We start from the raw sequence: 17,246 nt of genomic DNA on the forward strand, positions 1-17,246 counted from the left end.
ATCCCTGGGTGATACGCCTGCCTGGCCGAAGCGGCCGGTGTAGCAGAGGGAGAAATTGCCTATGGGATTGGAGAGGTTTCCTTTGCCAGGAACGGCTCGAGGTGCCGTCTTGAGTTCCGTTGAATAAGGGACACAAGACCCCTAGGGGACGATTTAGGGTATTGCACAGAGAAAAGCCTCGTACTGGCTTCCCCTGCCCGCACCCAAGGAGACCGCTTATGTTCAAGAAAATCCTAATACCGACGGATGGCAGCGAATTGGGTCGAGAAGCCCTCGAGCAGGGACTCGACCTGGCCAGACTATCGGATGGAGAGGTCACCATTCTGTATGCCATTGAAACCCCATATGAACTCGTTTCAAGCTACGCTCAGCCCACCGAGTCGCTTGAACAGCAGATGAAATCGTACAAAGCCGAGGCTACAAAGGTTCTTCGGGAAATATCGGCCCAAGCCGAGGCGAAGGGGATTCGTATCCGGACGATGATTGTGGAGCAGCATCCGGTTCCAGCCATCCTCGAGGCCGCCAAAGAACACGATCTGGTGGTCATGGCGACCCACGGACGCAAAGGCATTGATCGAGTACTCATGGGTAGCGTGACGGACAAAGTGCTGCATAACTGCTCAACGCCCATTCTGGTTGTGCGTGGTGCGTAAATTTGGTAGAGGCGCTGGGCGGATCCTAGCGAAGCACAGTAATCTCCTTTATTTGCAACAGATAGGCTCACCTTTTCTTTATTGGACTCATCCTGTACACTTTTGCTTTGGGTACGAGGAGGAATGCATGATTAGCGTTACTGACCTGCGCAACGGAACCAAAGTAAAAATGGATGGTGCACTATGGCAGTGCATCGAGTATCAACATCAGAAAATCGGGCGTGGTGGTGCAAAGGTGGTAGCGAAGTTCAGGAACCTCGAGACTGGTGCTACCGTTGAACGCTCCTTCAACTCCGGCGAAAAACTCGAGGACATCTACGTCGAAACCAAGGATCTGCAATACCTCTACCCAGAAGGTGACGAGCTGGTATTCATGGATCTGGAGACTTACGAGCAATTCCATGTGCCACGTGACATTTCAGAGGCCACCAAATTTCTCAAAGAGGGTATGACAGTCCAGGGCGCAATGTACAATGGACGTCCGCTAGACATAACCTTACCTGCTTCTGTAGAGCTCAAGATTATCGAGACGCCCCCGGGTGTGCGTGGCGATACCGTATCGGGAGGTACCAAGCCCGCTACCCTCGAGACCGGCGCTGTGGTGCAGGTGCCCTTATTTGTAGAGACTGGAGAGGTTATTCGGGTTGATACCCGTAGTGGTGAGTATCTTGGCCGCGCCTAGGCCTAACCTCCCGCATCCCTCATTAGTCCAACCGGCAAAAACGAGTTGTGGACAGCCACATAGCTCTTCTGGGGGCCCTTGTTTTTGTCGAGAACTGCCTTCGGTTGGCTTGACTCCTTCACCTCTGACTGCGCATGCGGTGAAGGATTCAAGCGGAAACGATATAACACTTGCCCAATTGGGCAAGTGTTTTTTTGTCATCGCGACCAACGTTTTTTGCTACTGCGCTCAAGCCTGAAGCAGCCAGCACGCCCATCGGTACTTGGGTGTCGGGTGTCGATTTGCACATCGAGGCGTAAAATCAACTCCATGGCTTTATACTTCTATAGGCTATAGATCAGTGCTGTTTCGGAGGCAGTCATGAATGCAAAGGAACTTAAGTCTATCCTCCAAGCCCTGCAAGAACACGAGGTGGCCGAGCTGACCCTCGAGACCCCCGATTACAAGCTGACTGTTAGAAGGGGGGGGGAAATACAGTATGTGGCTGCACCAGCGCCTGTGGTTATACAGCCCCAGGCCGTGGCGCCTACCCCGACCCCAGCGACCCCAGCACCCGCTCCGGCTCCAGCCCCTGCACCTGCACCTGCCCCTAAACCTGAAATGCCCAAGGAAGACACCAGCAAGTACGTTGAGGTAAAGGCTCCTATCGTGGGTACCTTTTACCGTGCACCTTCCCCTGATGCAGAACCTTTCGTTAAAGAGGGCGACATGGTCAAAAAGGGCCAGGTTTTGTGCATCATTGAGGCCATGAAGCTCATGAACGAAATAGAGAGCGAAGTATCTGGTGTGGTTCGAAAAATTTTGGTTTCCAATGGGGAGCCTGTCGAATACGGCCAGACACTGTTCCTAATTGAACCTGCCTGAACGAGCCCAAAAGCGTCTTACCGACCAGCGATGTACTAAGAGAAGGTTCTATGTTCAAAAAAATAATGGTTGCCAACCGAGGTGAGATTGCCCTGCGGGTACTCAGGGCAGCCAGAGAACTAGGTGTAAAGGTGGTGGTGGCACACAGTGAGGCCGATAGCCAGTCGTTACCGGTTCTGCTCGCCGACGAAGCCATTTGCATCGGGCCGCCGCCTTCGGCTCAAAGCTACCTTAACATCCCCAATTTGCTCTCGGCGGCCTTAATATCTGGAGCTGAGGCCATTCATCCCGGCTACGGTTTTCTGGCCGAGAATCCTCAGTTTGCCGAAATGTGCCGCGACCACGGCATTGCATTTATTGGCCCTACGCCGGAGTCCATGCATAGCTTAGGTTCCAAGGCTGGGGGGCGGGAGATCGCCGCCAAATCCAATGTGCCAACCGTGCCTGGAACCGGGGTTTTGCAGTCGGTGGAGGAGGCCCTCGAGGCTGCCGAACAAATTGGCTACCCAGTACTCCTCAAGGCCAGCGCCGGGGGGGGTGGCCGTGGCCAAAAGGTGGTGCGATCCTCCGAGGAGATGAAAACGGCCTTTGCTCAAGCCCAGGTCGAGGCCCAGAATTACTTCTCCGATCCGGCCCTGATTTTAGAGAAATACATAGAGCTGTTTCGCCATGTTGAGGTGCAGGTGCTGGGGGACGGCAAAGGCCATGTGGTGCATGTCGGTGAGCGCGACTGCTCGATTCAGCGCCGAAACCAAAAGCTGATTGAGGAGGCCCCCAGCCGCCTGGAGGAGCCCCTGCGTCAGGAAATCTTGGCGGCAGGGGTGCGCCTGGCCAAGTATGTGAACTACCAGGGGGCTGGTACGCTCGAGTTCATCGTAGATCCCGATGGCAACTTCTACTTTATGGAGATGAACACGCGTATCCAGGTTGAGCATTGTGTTTCTGAGATGGTTTCGGGTTTGGATCTGGTCAAGTGGCAAATTAAAATCGCCGCGGGAGAGCCTTTCACCCTCGAGCAAAGTGATATTAAGCTCCACGGCCACGCCATCGAATGTCGTATCAACGCCGAGGATTACGAAAAAGATTTCCGGCCTAGCATCGGCAAGATCGAGACGCTGCACTTTCCCGGTGGCCCCGGTGTTCGGGTGGACTCACATCTTTATGCCGGCTACAGCATTCCACCCAACTACGACTCGCTGGTAGCCAAGTTGATTGTGCACGGTGAGACCCGTGAAGAGGCCATTGCACGCATGCGCCGTGCTCTGACTGAGACTGTTATCGAAGGGCCGGGGGTCAAAACCACCGTACCCTTTCACCTCAAGGTTATGGATAATGCCTTCTACAGGCGAGGAGCGATTTATACCAATTTTGTAACTACTCGCATGTCGGATTGAGTGCGGGTACGGTTTTTAGGCAGCCCACTTCAGATATGGCTGCTTTGGCATCATTTGACTGAACTGCCAGGCCGACTGAATACTTCTGGATAGCGGGGGGAGATACCGGCTAAGCTGTAAGCCAAACCTCTGGGATTCCACCCCAAAAAGCCTTATGCTACAAGACTGGAGGGAGTTATGGAGAAAGGAACTCTGCGAGTCAAAACCGGATTCGCTGAAATGTTCAAGGGCGGCGTAATCATGGACGTAGTTAACGCGCAGCAGGCCGAAATTGCGCAAGAGGCCGGCGCGGTTGCAGTGATGGCCCTCGAGCGTGTGCCAGCAGACATCCGTGCTCAGGGCGGGGTAGCGCGCATGTCCGACCCCAAACTAATCAAAGAAATCATGGGCGCTGTCTCAATTCCGGTTATGGCCAAGTGCCGGATTGGGCATACAGTTGAAGCCCAGATCCTTGAGGCCCTTGGGGTCGACTTTATTGACGAATCGGAGGTGCTTACCCCGGCGGATGAATCATTTCACATTGATAAGCATGCCTTCAAAGTACCTTTTGTTTGTGGCGCTACAGATATAGGCGAGGCTCTGCGGCGAATTGGAGAAGGCGCCGCCATGATTCGAACCAAGGGCGAAGCGGGTACCGGCAACGTGGTTGAAGCGGTTCGCCATGCCCGCAGTGTCCTTGGTGCGATTCGCCAAATTCAATCACTGCCACGTGAAGAGCTCATGACCTATGCCAAAAATCATGGCGCACCCTACGAGTTGGTTGTCTGGGTTCATGAAAATGGCAGACTGCCGGTGGTTAACTTTGCGGCTGGCGGCGTCGCAACCCCAGCCGATGCGGCGCTCATGATGCAACTTGGCATGGATGGCGTATTTGTAGGCTCTGGAATCTTCAAATCGGGCGATCCGCGCAAGCGGGCCAGGGCTATTGTGCGCGCTGTAACGCACTACAATAACCCGGAGGTACTGGCCGAGGTCTCTGAAGATCTGGGCGACCCTATGGTGGGTATCAATCTGGACTTTCTCTCTGAAGAGGAAAGGCTGGCAAAACGAGGCTGGTAACGCTACTAATTAATATTCCCCCTCGCCTACTTTCGTACGAGGGGGGGTTTTATTTCTTGCATACTTGCAAGAATCAACCGCCTACAACCATCTTTACCGAGTTCAACTTGCGAATGCGTTACACATGGCGTTACGTAATGTGTTATATTTGTAACAATATGCAACCGGAGGCATTTGGGCTGGCGATCTTTGGAATTACTGCTTTGATAGCCCTGATTCCGGCCTGGTTTATACCAATGCTTAATCAACGTCGCCAGGAACGGGAGATGTCTATCCTAAACAAAATGCACCGCTTTGCCCTCCGACACAATACTTTTGTGAGAAATCAGGGCGGGATTCGCTATGTAGTGGTATTGGGTAAGAACGGCTTTTGCTACATGCTGAGTGGCGAGTTTGTTTCTCGAGAGCGGCTTTTGAAAGCATTGGGTGAAGAGAACGAAAAATACTTGCTTAAAGCCGAGAGCGAGGAGAGCCGCCATAGCACGGCCACAACCTTGGTGACCATCCCTGCCTAACCTTCAGACAGCCTTATTTGCCCCCCACGGTGGGGCGTGTGCCTCCCCCATGGGTTTTCTACGTGACCAGCTTGTGAGCGGCAAGGTCACGAAGCTGGTTGAAAGGGGCTATAAATATTATCTTCACAAGCATAATGTATCGTGAAAATAAGCACATATAGATAGATAGAAGTGTGGTGATAAAAACCACGGAGGGGCCTGCTGGGAGTACGAAATAAATACAGTGAGGTACGATTGTGGTTGTGAAGATAGGCGTAATGGCAATACAAGGAGACTTTCGCGAGCACAAAGAGATGCTAAAAGCCCTGGGAGCTGAGGTTGTGGAAGTGCGCCTCCCCGAGCACCTCGAGGGTCTGCAAGGGCTTATTGTGCCGGGGGGAGAGTCTACTACCATTGGCATGTTGGCGCGGGAGTATGGCCTCGAGGAGGCGGTACGGTCGCAGGTTCGGGCTGGCAGCCTGGCAGTATGGGGTACTTGTGCAGGCGCAATCTGGCTGGCTAAGCAGATTCCGCAGTATCCCGACCAGCCTCGGCTAGGCTGCCTCGATATTGCAATACAGCGTAACGGGTATGGCCGCCAGGTAGACAGCTTCGAGGCCAACTTAAAAGTTGAGGGACTGGATCAGCCTTTTCATGCTTTTTTTATCCGAGCCCCGCTGATTTTGAGCGTAGGTAACGGCGTAGAGGTATTGGCCACACACAACAATGATCCTGTGTTGGTGAGATCGGGCAGGCTTTGGGCCAGTACTTTTCACCCCGAGCTGACTGGGGATTTGCGCATTCACCGACTTTTTCTAGAAAGCTTATAGTGATTTGGATACTTATTTCACGAACCAGATTTATCGTGACATATTTCACTATTGAACTGCACGATTGAGGACAGCAGGGGATAACACCGGGCCCAGCCAGGCTGGTACACTAAAGTGCTCTATGGCTGGACTCGAGAACCGCAAGGCACGCCACGACTACGAGATACTGGAAACCTACGAGGCTGGCCTGGCGCTCAAAGGTACAGAGGTTAAGTCTATCCGCTCGGGTCAGGTAGACTTTACCGGCACCTTTGCGCGTTTCCAGAACGGGGAGCTGTTCCTCGAAAACCTTTATATCGCACCCTACGAAAAAGGCGGCTACACCAACCACGACCCGCGCCGCCCGCGTAAACTTTTGTTGCACAAGCACGAGCTAAGCAAGCTCAAAGCTCGAGTTGAGCAAAAAGGGCTGACCCTGGTTCCGCTCAAGATCTATTTCAACGAACGGGGCAAAGCCAAGCTCCTGCTGGCGCTTGCAAGGGGCAAGCGGGCTTACCAGAAGAAAGCTGACGACAAAAAGCGGGCCGTGCAGCGGGCCCTCGAGGAATGGTAGCCAAAATCCAAATCACCGCTGGACTTGCGCTTCTAATCTGCGCCAAGTAAAACTGTAGCGACTGGACGAAGCATGCGGCGTTTATTGACATTTTTCACGGCATTGCTTGGCCTGACCTGGGCTCAATACGAAGGTCGCTTACTTGTAGGATTTCAGGAAAGTCAGGCCATTTACCCCGGTGGTAGTACGGTGGCCTACGGCCCGGCCAGGTTTATCGCCGAGGCTTTGGGGCTGGGCTACCTCGAGGCTTCAGGTAAGGTATATCTGAGCTTGGGTAGCCGGGTGGCGGCTTTTCCCATTAACAGTCAGGGCGCCGATGCTGTTCGATTGCTCAATGCGTATCAAAGCCAGGGTAGCCTGTGGGTTCCTGTTCGGGAGCTGGCCCGCATATTGGATCTCTACTACCGCAACGACTACGGGGCCTCGGTACTGGCCTTGCGCCCGGCGCGGCTCCTGGAGGTACAGCGGGCCACAGCAGGCTCGAGCGAACGCTACATCTTGCGTTTTGATCGGGACGTGCAAGTACGACTTTTAGCCAATAACCCGCCCCGCCTGGCTTTGATCGGGGTTACCGAAGCGCCGGACGCTCCGCCCAACTCGGCTATTAGCTTCAGCAAAGAAAGCTGGGGCACTGAGATCTACCTACCTCAGGGCAATCAACCGCCCCGCTTGCTCTTTTTGCCTCAGCAGGTAGTGGTGGAACGCGGTTCCACAGCCAAGCTGCCCCGCGTGGTGCTCGATGCTGGTCATGGCGGGGCCGACAGCGGCGTGGTGGTTGGGAACCTGCGAGAAAAAGACCTGGTGCTTTCTGTAGCTCAGCAGATGCAAAAACTGCTTCAGGGGAGGCTCGAGGTTGTCCTGACCCGTAACGGTGACCGAGCAGTACCCCTCCTGGCTCGAGCCCAGTATGCCTCAACTGCGCAGGTGTTCATCAGCCTCCATGCGGACGCGGGTGGCCGCGTGACGGTGTTTAGCCACCCCGAGATACAGACCCTTCGACTGCTGGAAAAAGGGCGCGAGCTTTCGGCCCGCAGTCCGGCTGCCCAGCGGGCTATCCTGGAGCGCTTTGTGGCCGCCCCTGGCTCATCGGCGCGTTTTGCCCAGGCAGTCTCGCAAGGGTTTGCCAAAGCCGGTATTGTAGCCAACACCAGTCAGGATGCCATGTATGTGCTCTCGATGGCGGGGGGCTCGGCAGTTTTGGTTGAGGTGGGATTCGAGCAGCTGCGCTCACCCCAAGGCCGGACACAGATAGCTGAAATACTGGCGGCTGCAGTGCTCAATCACCTGGGTCTATCCACCAATCCTACAGGAGGCACCCGGCCATGAGACGAATCCTGACCTTCACAAATTTTTTGGGCCTCCTGATGCTGCTCCTGGGTGGCTGGGCGCTATGGGCTATACAGGGTGATAATGGCTCGAGGTCGCTCAATCTGCCCTCCGACCTTGATAACCAAGGCCCACGTACCATCCGCTTACACTTTGCCAAGGACACTGGGGACGGTCTGGTAGTGGAAGAGCGCACGATTCAGGTGGTCGAAGGGGAGTACACCATGGGGAGGGTGCTGGAAGAGTTGGTGCGCGGGCCGCAAGTACCGGGCGCGGCACCGCTGGTGCCCGCTGGTACACCGGCTCCTACGGTTTTCCTGCGCGATGGCACAGCTTTGGTAGATCTACCGGCAGCCTATAGGCGCCTGGGATACGGTACATCCGGTGAAACAGCCCTCATTTATGGCATAACCAACACCCTGCTGGAGTTCAAGGAAGTGGAGCAGGTTAAGTTTTTGCTCGATGGCCAAGAAGTTGAAAGCATCGGGCACCTCTCGTTGCTGGATCCGTTTAGGCGAGCGGGTCAGTAAGAACCTGCCGCAGACACCTATGAAAATCGAGCGACTCTTTTTGCAAGGTTTTAAATCATTTGGCGAGCGCACCAGCCTCGAGTTTGGCCCTGGTATATACGGTATTGTGGGCCCCAATGGTTCGGGAAAAAGCAACCTGGTTGAGGCCCTGCGTTGGGTGGTGGGTGCCCGGGCCAGAGAGCTGCGGGGCGAGGAAGCAATGGCCCTCCTATTTCACGGCTCGGATGGCAAAGCGCCGCTGGGATTTGCAGAAGTCGGGCTGGAGCTGGGGGGCAATGGCAAGCGGGTGAGCCTGAGTCGGCGCCTAGAACGAGATGGCAGCAGTGAGATCCGGCTCAACAATATGCGCAGCACCCTGCGCCAGATTGAGCAGGCCCTGATGGGAACGGGGCTATCGCGAAATGGGTACGCCATTGTGGGGCAGGGTGAGGTGGGGCAGATCTTGCAGGCGGGGCCGGAGGTGCTGCTGTCATACCTGGAGGAAGCGGCGGGGTTGCGGGCTGTAACCCAAGCCAGCAAAACTGCCCACGAACGCCTTGAAAGCGCCACCCTTGAGCTGCAAACCCGCGCCCAGGAGCTGGCCGAGCGGAAAGCCTTGGTTGCCGAAAAAGCCCAGCAGGCCGAAGCGGCTTGCCAGGCAGCCGCTCTGGCAGCCCGTAGCCTGGTTTTGCGAAGAAGTGTAATAGCAGCGCGTATCCGCGAAGCCGACCAGGAAGCCAAAAGCGCCCAGCAAAAAGCCGAGGCCCTCGAGCGCGAGCGAATCCAGACAGCCCAGCGCTTACGGGAGCTCGAGGACGAAAAAAGCCAGGCTTTGGAGGCCTTAGAGGTGGCCCAGAGCACTTACAGCGAAGCCCTCCGACAGGCCGAAGCCTTAGAGGGTGAGCTGCGCTTGGTTGAGCAAGAGCGGATCTCTCTGGAAGGTTTGCTGCGCCGGTTGACAGCAGACACTAAGGAGGGCGAGGCCCGCCTGGATCGCCTTCGGGCCTTGCAAGCACCCGTACCTCCCAGCGAAGAAGAGCCCACCCCCGATTTGCTGCAAAGCCACCAACTACGCCTGAAGGAACTTCAGTCGGCGATTCAGAGCGAGGAAAGCCGGCTGGCTTCGGCCCAGAAAGCCTATGAGCGGTTTTTGCAGGCCCAGGCTACCTACGAAGCACAGAAGCTGGCGCACGAACAGATGCTGGCCCAGCAAGCGGCCCTCGAGGCCGATCGGGCCCGGCTCGAGGAAGAGCTATCGGCCCTGCGGGCCCAGGTAGCTGCGGCCCAGGCCAGAGAAAGTGAGTTACGCGCCCGCTTGAACGACCTGGTTAAGCAGGAAGGACAGGTCAGCAGCGAGGCCCGTGCGGCCCGTGCTGAAGCCGGTCGCCTCGAGGCCCTGCTGCGCTCTGGGGCCGACCTGGCCGAAGGCCCCAAACGGTCCCGCGATGCTGGAATTCCTGGTCTGGTGGGTGTGGTGGCCGACTTGCTCCTGGTACCTGCGGGTCTGGAGCTGGCTATTGAAGTGGCCCTGGGGGCGCGCATGCAGTGGGTGCTATGCGAGAACGAACAGGCCGCCCAGGCTGCTGTCAAGCACCTGAAGCAGCATGGAGGTCGGGCTACTTTTCTGCCCCGTACCCTTCTACGACCATCACGCGGACGAGCACGAGACTGGGCCACGATGCCTGGGGTTGTGGGGGTTGCCCGAGATCTGGTGCAGCTACCCACCTGCTCAGAAGCCCTGCCCACCTTGCTGGGAGAGACACTGGTCATGGAGAACCTCGAATCCGCACTGGCGCTGGTACGCCAGCACCCTGATCACCCTCGCATCGTAACCCTAGACGGAGAACTGCTGGAAACCAGCGGGGCCATTACTGGCGGGCGCTTACAAAAAGGCGGTCAGATGCTGGCCCTGCGTCGCCGCTTCCAGGACACCCAGGCTGAAGCCCTGCGCCTCGAGGGCGAAGCTCAGACCCTGCGTAGTCAGACCGAGTTGCTCCGGGCTGAGCTGGCGGGACAGCACTTAACCCAACTGCTAAAGCGGCAGGCCGATCTGGAATCCGAGCTCAAGGCCGTGCGCTCGAGCCTGGCGCGGCTCGTACACAGTCCTATGCCTCATGCCCCCGAGCCGGTCGAACCCCCCCAGCCCGACCGCCTCCAGGCCCTGCGCAGCGAGCGTGAAGCCCTGGGCACAGTGCTAGCCCAGGCGCGTGAGGTGGCCGCTCGCTGGCAACGCTATCGCGAAGATTGGGAGCGCTATACCGTGGCGCAAAAGGATATTGCCGACCTCGAGGCCCGCCTGCACAGCCTGCGAAGCGAGCAGGCCGAGCTGAGACAACAACTTCTCCACCTCCAGTCCCGTAAAGCCGACCTCGAGCAGATCAAACAAAGCCTGAACCTGTCTCACCTGGAAGGACTGCTTCAAACAGCCCGCACTCGTACCCGGGCCCTTTCGGAAGAGGAATCGCGGCTGATTGCTCGCACCAATACGCTTCTTTCCGACCTCGAGGCCCTCCACCTCACGCAAGCCCGACGCGAGGCCACCATCGAGACCCTGCAACAGGAGCTTTCCCAGTTGCCTTCCGGCCCGGTAGAGACAGGCTCTTCGCGTAGCCTGGCCCGGGCCCTTTCCGAAACGGAAGCAGCCCTGGAGGCCCTGGGCCCCATCAACCATCTGGCAGAGCAAGAATACGCTTTATTGAAGGAAGACATCGCCAAACTCGAGCAGGCCTTACAGGAGTCCGAGGTGGTGGTACACAAGCTCGAGGCGGAGCTGCACCTCGTGGAGGCGGAGTATCGAGAGCGCATGCAACAGGTATACCGGGTATTCAAGGAAAAGTTCGCCCATTACGCCAGCGCCCTGCTGGACGCAGAGGTAGAACTCGAGCGCACTCACCAGGGCCTCGAGCTCGTCCTCAGACCCGCCGGGAAGCGCACTGTTAACCTAAATTTGCTCTCGATGGGCGAGCGCACAATGGGCGCCCTGGCCTTTTTGTTTGCCCTCTCGGAGGTAGGCGAGGAGCAAGGTGGTCTTCCCATTGCTGTCCTGGACGAAGTCGATGCCCCATTGGATGAGGCCAACATCCAGCGCTTCTGCCGTTTTTTACAGCACTTTAAAGGCCAGACCCAGTTCATTTTGGTAACCCATCAGAAGCGCACCATGGAAGCCTGCGATGCGTTATACGGCGTGACCACCGAGAAGGGTGTGAGCCGGGTATACAGCATCAAGCGCGAGGAGGTTTTGGTCTAATACCAGATTCGGTGTTGGGGCAGATACCTAGCGGGTCTGTTTACCAGCCGAACGATTCCTCTGGGACAGGCTGTCTACTGGTTGCTTTCGTCTGGAGGTGCCGTAGCTACGTCTGGAATTTTGTTTTTGTTGGCATACATACGCTGATCGGCTATTTGGAGCAGCACCTCTGCGCTCTGGGCATCGACAGGGAAGCTTGCATAGCCGATGTTGGCAGAAAGACAATAATCACCTATGCATATGCTCGAGATGGCCTCGAGTATCCGGTTGCTCACCACAGCAGCGGCTTCCTTGGGGGTCTGGGGTAACAAAAGCGCAAACTCGTCACCACCCCAGCGGAATATCATGTCACCAGCCCTTTGCGTCTGGCTTAGTGTTCGTGCCACCGCGATGAGAGCCTGATCGCCCATCGAGTGGCCCAGTCGGTCGTTAATGGGCTTGAAGTTTTTGAGATCAAGCACAAGCAGGGTGAGCGGGTACTGGTAGCGGGCAGCCCGCTCGCACTCTTCCTTCAGGCGCAGGTCAAAGGCTCGGCGGTTGTACAGTCCTGTGAGGCCATCGGTAAGAGCTGCCTTTTCCAGAGCTGCACGGCTCTGTATCTCGTGTACCAAGGTGGCAATGGGGGTGGCAAAAAGTTGGACTGTGGCTAGGGAGTCTTCAGCAAAAGCCTCACTGTCGTGCAGGCTATCCAGATTCATATAGGCCAGCACCCTACCTTGGTGGCTTACAGGTAGGCACAGATTGGCACCCCTACCTTCGGATACAAGCTGGTCTCGACGCAAGATGCGCGGCCGACCCCGTGAGGCCATGCTTTTGTCGTACGCATACCAGGTTTGAAATGTGGCTTCGCTCCAGCGCTGACCACAGTCCCAAACAGAGCCAACAGCAGCCTCGCAGGCAAACTCGTTGCCGTCGCGAACCCATAAGCTGCCCGCGTCGCTACCCGGTACCAGATCTACGGCGGCCTCGAGGATGTGCCGGTATACCTGCCGGGATGGATACGACCAGGCCTCGGTCAGCAGGCGGTTAATGCGCTTGTGCAGTTCTTCCAGCAAGGCCCGTTCCAGCGCCGAACTCAGCAGCCGTTCTATACCCAAGAGTATTTCTTGCTTGCTGGGCGTCCAGGCAATGCGACGCCGGGTGCCGAGTACCAGTACTACCCGGCCCTTCATGGCGTCACGGGTATGTACCGGGTAGGCCACCAGGGTTTCGAAACCGAGCTGCTTTAATTCGGGAATAACCTCAGGGAGACTGGAGTAATTTTCGGTAAACTGGGCCGTACCCGTATGGTAGGTCTGCCAGACCAGCCCTTGCTCACGATAGGGCAGCTTTCGGGCTAAAGGTGTTAGCTGGGGGCGCAGCTCCCGTGGAAAGCGCCAGGCCAGTCCACGCAAAGTTCCGCGCCGATACTGTAAAACCACCCCCGCCTCCATATCCAGGGCCGGCAACAAATACCGCAAGGCAACCTCGGCGACCTTGCGCTTGTCGCTGGCCGAGGTCAGGTGATCGGCTACCTTGAGCAGGAGGCGACGCAGCTCGAGGTCGTGGAGCTGCTCGAGCTGGCGGCTCATGGCCAGGGCCAGGCGGGAGAACAGCTCGATCTCCTGTTTCTGCCAGCCCTCGCCGCGCAAAAATTGGAGCACCGCCACTGTCTCGTTGCGTACCCGCAAAGCGACCGCAAGCTCGTATGGGCCGGTAGGGGCGGGAAAGCCCAGCCAGGTCGGCAGGGCGACCTTTTCCCCTATCCCCATTTCCTCCGACCAGGTCGGGCCAGGTTCTTGCAAAGCCCTCTGGACGACGGGGCTGGGCGAAATCTCCGATGAGGCTGTGCCGGGGTTTTCCAGCAGAGTAAGCTGGCCTGCGCCAGAAGGAATCCAAATTCGAAGTAGGCTACCATGCAGGAGCTGTGCCAGCATGGTGGGCAACTGTCGGAGAAGCTGCTCGCGGTTAAGAAACCGCGGCAGAACCTCGAGGCCTTGCATGAAAACTCCCTGTAGCTGGGTTAGCTGGCGAGCCTTGTGGTGCGCCCGGCGCAGGCTTCGGCCTATCTGATCAGCCAGATAGGCTGAAAGCGACAAAATAATGCCCATGACCAGATAGTCCTGGGGGCTCGAGCGAAACAAGCCCAGAACTCCAACCGACCCCAGGGCCAGGGTCAGTCCCACACCCAGCCCGTAGACGCTCGAGGCAGTCGCGGTAAAAAACATGAGCCACGGGAGGGCATAGATGCCATCTAGCCTGAGCGCGTAAACCACCCCAACAGCGACGGGCGAGATTACCAGTATGACGGGATAGGGCAGGGCCATACACCAAACCGTAGATTGACCATACTTTATCAAACAGCGGTATCCTCGAGCGCACCGATTTGATGGGTTGTCGTGGGTTTTTGTACTTTAGGCCATGTAACGTCAGCTGGTGATAAATGTACAAAAAAATTTCTTCAAAAAATCTATTATGCCGCTCATGAGGATTTTATCTTTTGTAATGGCTCTTGTAACGGCTTGGAGTCTGGCTTTGCCTCTGGACGTGCCCCACGATCACTGGGCGGCAACGGCGGTGGACGAGGTGGTCAAACGGGGGTGGCTGCAAGGCTACCCTGGCGGCACTTTTCGGGGCGAGGTGGCGCTGGATCGCTACCAACTGGCCGCCACCCTGGCCAGGGTACTGGCCGATAGCCCGTTGCCTGTGCGGGAAGCAGAGGTGCGCTTCAAGGATGTCAAGCCCAACCACTGGGCTTTACCTGGAATCCGGCGGATGGTAGGGGAGGGGCTGGTACAGGGTTTTCCTGATCAAACCTACCGAGGCACATCGGTGCTGACCCGTTATCAGCTAGCAGTGGTGCTCGATAAACTTGTCCAGAACCTGGGGATAACCTTCCTAGCCAAAACCATGCGCCCCGGCGACCTGGCCGCTGGTCACTGGGCCGAGGCAGCTGTGTTGCGGGTGATTGCGCTGGATATCCTACCCTTGGGATCGGATGGTCTGTTTAGGGGTACTGATTCCGTCAATCGCTACCAGATGGCAAGGGCCTTGTGGCGTATCGGTCAGTTGATAGTTGCGCCCCAATCCTCGGCTGAACCGACCCCAGCCGAACCCAGGGTAGCTACAGGGCAAAATTCAACACCGGCGCAAGCCTCAAGGCAAACCACAGGACAAGCCTCGGCGCCGCAAGCAGATGCGCCCCTTAGCCGGGTTCAGGAAGTCCAGCCACCTGCGGCCCAGGAAAGCATCGTTTTGGCTGATATAAGCACCGTTCCCTTGCCGGGGGAATGGTCTGGGGTAGAGCTCGAGGCCAGCTTAGTGCATGTCGGACAGGCCCAGCAAAATGGCCGGGCTTGGGCAACCTTCAAACACAACGACCTGCGCGCCACTGGACTGTTGCGGCTCGAAGAAAAACCGGTTCTCGAAGCTTTTTATCCGCTAAACGAGGCGGTGGCGGTTTCCAGTGAGGGCTGGGCCTGGCTCGAGGGCGGGCAAAAACTGATGCATGTTGACTTCAAAACCCAAAAGGCCCGTTATTTTGGTCCCATTGGGCAAAATGGCTCCCGGGAAGCCCTGCCACCGGTCTTTGCTCTCGGCGTAGAACAGGGTCTTCTGGGTGGCGTAGCCCTGGATGAAAGCCGCAACTATCTGGCCCTCATCAACGGGCGTCCGTTGTGCCTCCCTAGCTGCGAAAAAGCCTCGAGTTCAACAGTACTTCGTCTGGTGCTGCTGGGCCTTAACCCCGACGGCCTATTTGCGGAGTATGCCTACATGCTCGAGGCCCCGGGTAACCGTGTGGTGGGACTGGCCTGGCCCAAGCCACGGCTTCTTTTGGTGCACGAGCATGACGGCCAGAAAAGCCGGATTTACGCAGTGGATCTCAATCAGGCCGACGACCTGGCTTTTACCGAGTGGGATAGCCCGGAAGCGGGTTTAGAGATAAAGCCACAGATAAAGCCGCTGCCCAAGAAGCTCGTGCTCGAGGTCGCCCTGGAGCAACCCAAAGGGCTGGCCATCGTGAGCCCAAGCGAGGCCATAACGGCCCAGAAGGGCCTGCTGCGCCTGAAGCTCGAGAAGCCCCTGTGGTAGCGGCGTCTGCGGCTTTCTGAAGAGCTAGCTTGGAATGGTGAGCCGGGTGGGGTTGGGTGTCTGCATAGACTCTTCGCGCTCCACCCGGCTCACGATTTCCTCGCTACCCAACAGGCTGACCAGTTGCTGCTGGGTTACCAGCTTCCCCCCACACATGTACACCAGGCCCCGCCGCTGGTGGGTTACAACAAACGGCACTCCGTTGTGATAGCGCACCACCGTGTTATGCCGCCGGGCGTGTCGAACCATGCGCGCAAGGGCCTGCACGTCTCGATCCACTTTGTGGTTTTGGGCCTGTGGATACCAGACTGAAAACAAAATAACCATCACCAGGCTAGCCATTATCAAGGCTGTTATAAAGTTGATTTCCATTTGGCTTGCAGTATAGCTAGCGGACGCTGAGCATGAGGCGTTACTTTAAGGAAGATTAAATTTGTCAACTGACCGTGTGTGGAGATTTGGTTAGCGGATTTTTGTGAATTCAAAATGCGCACTTATTTTCCTAAGTGCGCATTTTGTATACTGAGCCCATGCTGGTACCGCTAGCCAACTGGCACAATCCGAGCAAGCGCAGACTCGAGGCCATCCGGGCTGCCCACGAGCGCAACCAGGCAGGCTTGCTCGAGCTGCTCGAGGCTTACCTGATACTCAAAGGTCGAAAACGAGCTACCCTGAGCCGCCGCACGCTGGAAAACTACCGCCTGGCGGTTCGAGACTACCTGGCCTGGGCTTGGTCCGACACGCAGTCGCTGGATATTCTCAAAGCCACAGCCGATGACCTTGACCGCTATATCGCCCATCTGCAGGTGCACGGCGGCAACCTGAATAACTCCGAACGCCGCCACCTCAAACCCGGCTCCATCGCTACCTATGTGGCGGGTGTACGGGCCTTTTACCGGGCGCTGGAGTGGGCCAATGCTGCAACGCTGCCGCAGGTGCCATCGCCCAGCGATCCCACGCCTCCAGAGGAACGCCGCCCCGCTTTACCGGATAGCCTGTACAAGAAGCTCTTGCAGCACCTATCTGGTCCAAGCCCACATAATACCCGCGACCGCTTGGCCGTACGATTGATGGCCGAGGCAGGGCTCCGCATTAGTGAGGTAATTAACTTACAGGTGGATGACCTCAGCTTGAACGAACGCTTACTGGTAGTACGAGCTGGTAAGGGTGGTAAACAGCGCTCGGTGCCGCTCTCCAAAGCATTGGTGCAAGAAATTGAGGGCTGGCTCAGGCTGCGCCTGGCCTATGTAGCCGCTGGAGAACGCTCGCTGCTAATAAACCTGGGCGGTCGCAAAGCCAATGGGCGGGCCATGACCGATAAGTCGCTGCGGAAAATACTCAACCGCCACTACCGCGACCTGGGCTTCCCCGAGCGCTACTATGGCGCCCACATGCTGCGCCACACCGCCGGAACCCGCTTTTATAAGCTTAGCCGGGATTTACACGCAACCGCCCGCATACTGGGGCACGCCAACGTGAACACCAGCGCCATTTACGCCAAGATGGATCTGGAAGGGTTATTTGATGTTGTAGACAAGCTAGATGACTAGAGGTTCTCACTGAA

The 17,246-nt window shown here is 57.1% G+C and carries 15 protein-coding genes; 13 read left to right on the forward strand and 2 right to left on the reverse strand.

Annotated elements, in window-relative coordinates; all coding sequences use genetic code 11:
* Window positions 1-218 precede the first annotated feature (218 nt).
* The 11 genes from Q0X18_RS05870 (at window position 219) to Q0X18_RS05920 (ending at window position 11,611) form a co-directional block, all read left to right on the forward strand.
* On the forward strand, window positions 219-653 hold the full coding sequence (locus Q0X18_RS05870; RefSeq protein WP_297559685.1) for a universal stress protein: 435 nt from the start codon (window positions 219-221) through the stop codon (window positions 651-653).
* Window positions 654-780: 127 nt separating this feature from the next.
* The gene (gene efp / locus Q0X18_RS05875) at window positions 781-1,335 is read left to right on the forward strand and encodes an elongation factor P (protein ID WP_297559687.1); all 555 of its coding nucleotides are present in this window, start codon (window positions 781-783) and stop codon (window positions 1,333-1,335) included.
* Window positions 1,336-1,695: 360 nt separating this feature from the next.
* Complete coding sequence (gene accB, locus Q0X18_RS05880; protein WP_297559689.1) at window positions 1,696-2,199, forward strand: acetyl-CoA carboxylase biotin carboxyl carrier protein; 504 nt, start codon at window positions 1,696-1,698, stop codon at window positions 2,197-2,199.
* 50 nt (window positions 2,200-2,249) lie between these two features.
* Complete coding sequence (gene accC, locus Q0X18_RS05885; protein WP_297559691.1) at window positions 2,250-3,593, forward strand: acetyl-CoA carboxylase biotin carboxylase subunit; 1,344 nt, start codon at window positions 2,250-2,252, stop codon at window positions 3,591-3,593.
* Window positions 3,594-3,770: 177 nt separating this feature from the next.
* Entirely contained in the window at window positions 3,771-4,652 is an 882-nt protein-coding gene (pdxS, locus tag Q0X18_RS05890) for a pyridoxal 5'-phosphate synthase lyase subunit PdxS (protein WP_297559693.1), read from the forward strand.
* Between the two features lie 158 nt (window positions 4,653-4,810).
* Complete coding sequence (locus Q0X18_RS05895) at window positions 4,811-5,167, forward strand: hypothetical protein (protein ID WP_297559695.1); 357 nt, start codon at window positions 4,811-4,813, stop codon at window positions 5,165-5,167.
* Between the two features lie 257 nt (window positions 5,168-5,424).
* Window positions 5,425-5,976, forward strand: a complete 552-nt coding sequence (pdxT, locus tag Q0X18_RS05900) for a pyridoxal 5'-phosphate synthase glutaminase subunit PdxT (RefSeq protein WP_374707522.1) — start codon at window positions 5,425-5,427, stop codon at window positions 5,974-5,976.
* A 121-nt stretch (window positions 5,977-6,097) separates the two neighbouring features.
* Window positions 6,098-6,529 carry an SsrA-binding protein SmpB gene (gene smpB, locus Q0X18_RS05905; protein WP_297559699.1) on the forward strand — a complete coding sequence of 144 codons (432 nt, stop codon included), beginning with the start codon at window positions 6,098-6,100 and terminating at the stop codon, window positions 6,527-6,529.
* Between the two features lie 72 nt (window positions 6,530-6,601).
* On the forward strand, window positions 6,602-7,855 hold the full coding sequence (locus Q0X18_RS05910) for an N-acetylmuramoyl-L-alanine amidase (protein ID WP_297559701.1): 1,254 nt from the start codon (window positions 6,602-6,604) through the stop codon (window positions 7,853-7,855).
* Window positions 7,852-8,385, forward strand: coding sequence for a GerMN domain-containing protein (locus Q0X18_RS05915; RefSeq protein ID WP_297559703.1), 534 nt, complete (start codon window positions 7,852-7,854; stop codon window positions 8,383-8,385). The genes Q0X18_RS05910 and Q0X18_RS05915 overlap by 4 nt, the downstream gene beginning before the upstream one ends.
* 19 nt (window positions 8,386-8,404) lie before the next feature.
* A complete protein-coding gene (locus Q0X18_RS05920; RefSeq protein ID WP_297559705.1) occupies window positions 8,405-11,611 on the forward strand; it encodes an AAA family ATPase in 3,207 nt (1,068 codons plus the stop codon).
* A 74-nt stretch (window positions 11,612-11,685) separates the two neighbouring features.
* Here Q0X18_RS05920 and Q0X18_RS05925 read toward each other — a convergent pair whose 3' ends face one another.
* Window positions 11,686-13,917 carry a diguanylate cyclase domain-containing protein gene (locus Q0X18_RS05925; RefSeq protein WP_297559708.1) on the reverse strand — a complete coding sequence of 744 codons (2,232 nt, stop codon included), beginning with the start codon at window positions 13,915-13,917 and terminating at the stop codon, window positions 11,686-11,688.
* 157 nt (window positions 13,918-14,074) lie between these two features.
* Between Q0X18_RS05925 and Q0X18_RS05930 the strand changes: the two genes are divergently transcribed.
* A complete protein-coding gene (locus Q0X18_RS05930; protein ID WP_297559710.1) occupies window positions 14,075-15,682 on the forward strand; it encodes an S-layer homology domain-containing protein in 1,608 nt (535 codons plus the stop codon).
* A gap of 24 nt (window positions 15,683-15,706) precedes the next feature.
* On the opposite strand, the gene Q0X18_RS05935 is transcribed toward Q0X18_RS05930, so the two are convergent.
* The gene (locus tag Q0X18_RS05935; protein ID WP_297559713.1) at window positions 15,707-16,054 is read right to left on the reverse strand and encodes a hypothetical protein; all 348 of its coding nucleotides are present in this window, start codon (window positions 16,052-16,054) and stop codon (window positions 15,707-15,709) included.
* Window positions 16,055-16,212: 158 nt separating this feature from the next.
* Between Q0X18_RS05935 and Q0X18_RS05940 the strand changes: the two genes are divergently transcribed.
* Window positions 16,213-17,232, forward strand: a complete 1,020-nt coding sequence (locus tag Q0X18_RS05940; protein WP_297559716.1) for a tyrosine-type recombinase/integrase — start codon at window positions 16,213-16,215, stop codon at window positions 17,230-17,232.
* The last annotated feature ends 14 nt before the right edge of the window (window positions 17,233-17,246 follow it).

The sequence above is a fragment of the Meiothermus sp. genome, assembly GCF_026004075.1.
GTDB lineage: Bacteria > Deinococcota > Deinococci > Deinococcales > Thermaceae > Meiothermus.

Excerpts from the sequence above, each read along its gene's own strand:
- Q0X18_RS05870 (WP_297559685.1), top strand. The coding sequence starts at position 219 with ATGTTCAAGAAAATCCTAATACCGACGGATGGCAGCGAATTGGGTCGA.
- efp (WP_297559687.1), top strand. The coding sequence starts at position 781 with ATGATTAGCGTTACTGACCTGCGCAACGGAACCAAAGTAAAAATGGAT.
- accB (WP_297559689.1), top strand. The coding sequence starts at position 1,696 with ATGAATGCAAAGGAACTTAAGTCTATCCTCCAAGCCCTGCAAGAACAC.
- accC (WP_297559691.1), top strand. The coding sequence starts at position 2,250 with ATGTTCAAAAAAATAATGGTTGCCAACCGAGGTGAGATTGCCCTGCGG.
- pdxS (WP_297559693.1), top strand. The coding sequence starts at position 3,771 with ATGGAGAAAGGAACTCTGCGAGTCAAAACCGGATTCGCTGAAATGTTC.
- Q0X18_RS05895 (WP_297559695.1), top strand. The coding sequence starts at position 4,811 with ATGCAACCGGAGGCATTTGGGCTGGCGATCTTTGGAATTACTGCTTTG.
- pdxT (WP_374707522.1), top strand. The coding sequence starts at position 5,425 with ATGGCAATACAAGGAGACTTTCGCGAGCACAAAGAGATGCTAAAAGCC.
- smpB (WP_297559699.1), top strand. The coding sequence starts at position 6,098 with ATGGCTGGACTCGAGAACCGCAAGGCACGCCACGACTACGAGATACTG.
- Q0X18_RS05910 (WP_297559701.1), top strand. The coding sequence starts at position 6,602 with ATGCGGCGTTTATTGACATTTTTCACGGCATTGCTTGGCCTGACCTGG.
- Q0X18_RS05915 (WP_297559703.1), top strand. The coding sequence starts at position 7,852 with ATGAGACGAATCCTGACCTTCACAAATTTTTTGGGCCTCCTGATGCTG.
- Q0X18_RS05920 (WP_297559705.1), top strand. The coding sequence starts at position 8,405 with ATGAAAATCGAGCGACTCTTTTTGCAAGGTTTTAAATCATTTGGCGAG.
- Q0X18_RS05925 (WP_297559708.1), bottom strand. The coding sequence starts at position 13,917 with ATGGCCCTGCCCTATCCCGTCATACTGGTAATCTCGCCCGTCGCTGTT.
- Q0X18_RS05930 (WP_297559710.1), top strand. The coding sequence starts at position 14,075 with ATGAGGATTTTATCTTTTGTAATGGCTCTTGTAACGGCTTGGAGTCTG.
- Q0X18_RS05935 (WP_297559713.1), bottom strand. The coding sequence starts at position 16,054 with ATGGAAATCAACTTTATAACAGCCTTGATAATGGCTAGCCTGGTGATG.
- Q0X18_RS05940 (WP_297559716.1), top strand. The coding sequence starts at position 16,213 with ATGCTGGTACCGCTAGCCAACTGGCACAATCCGAGCAAGCGCAGACTC.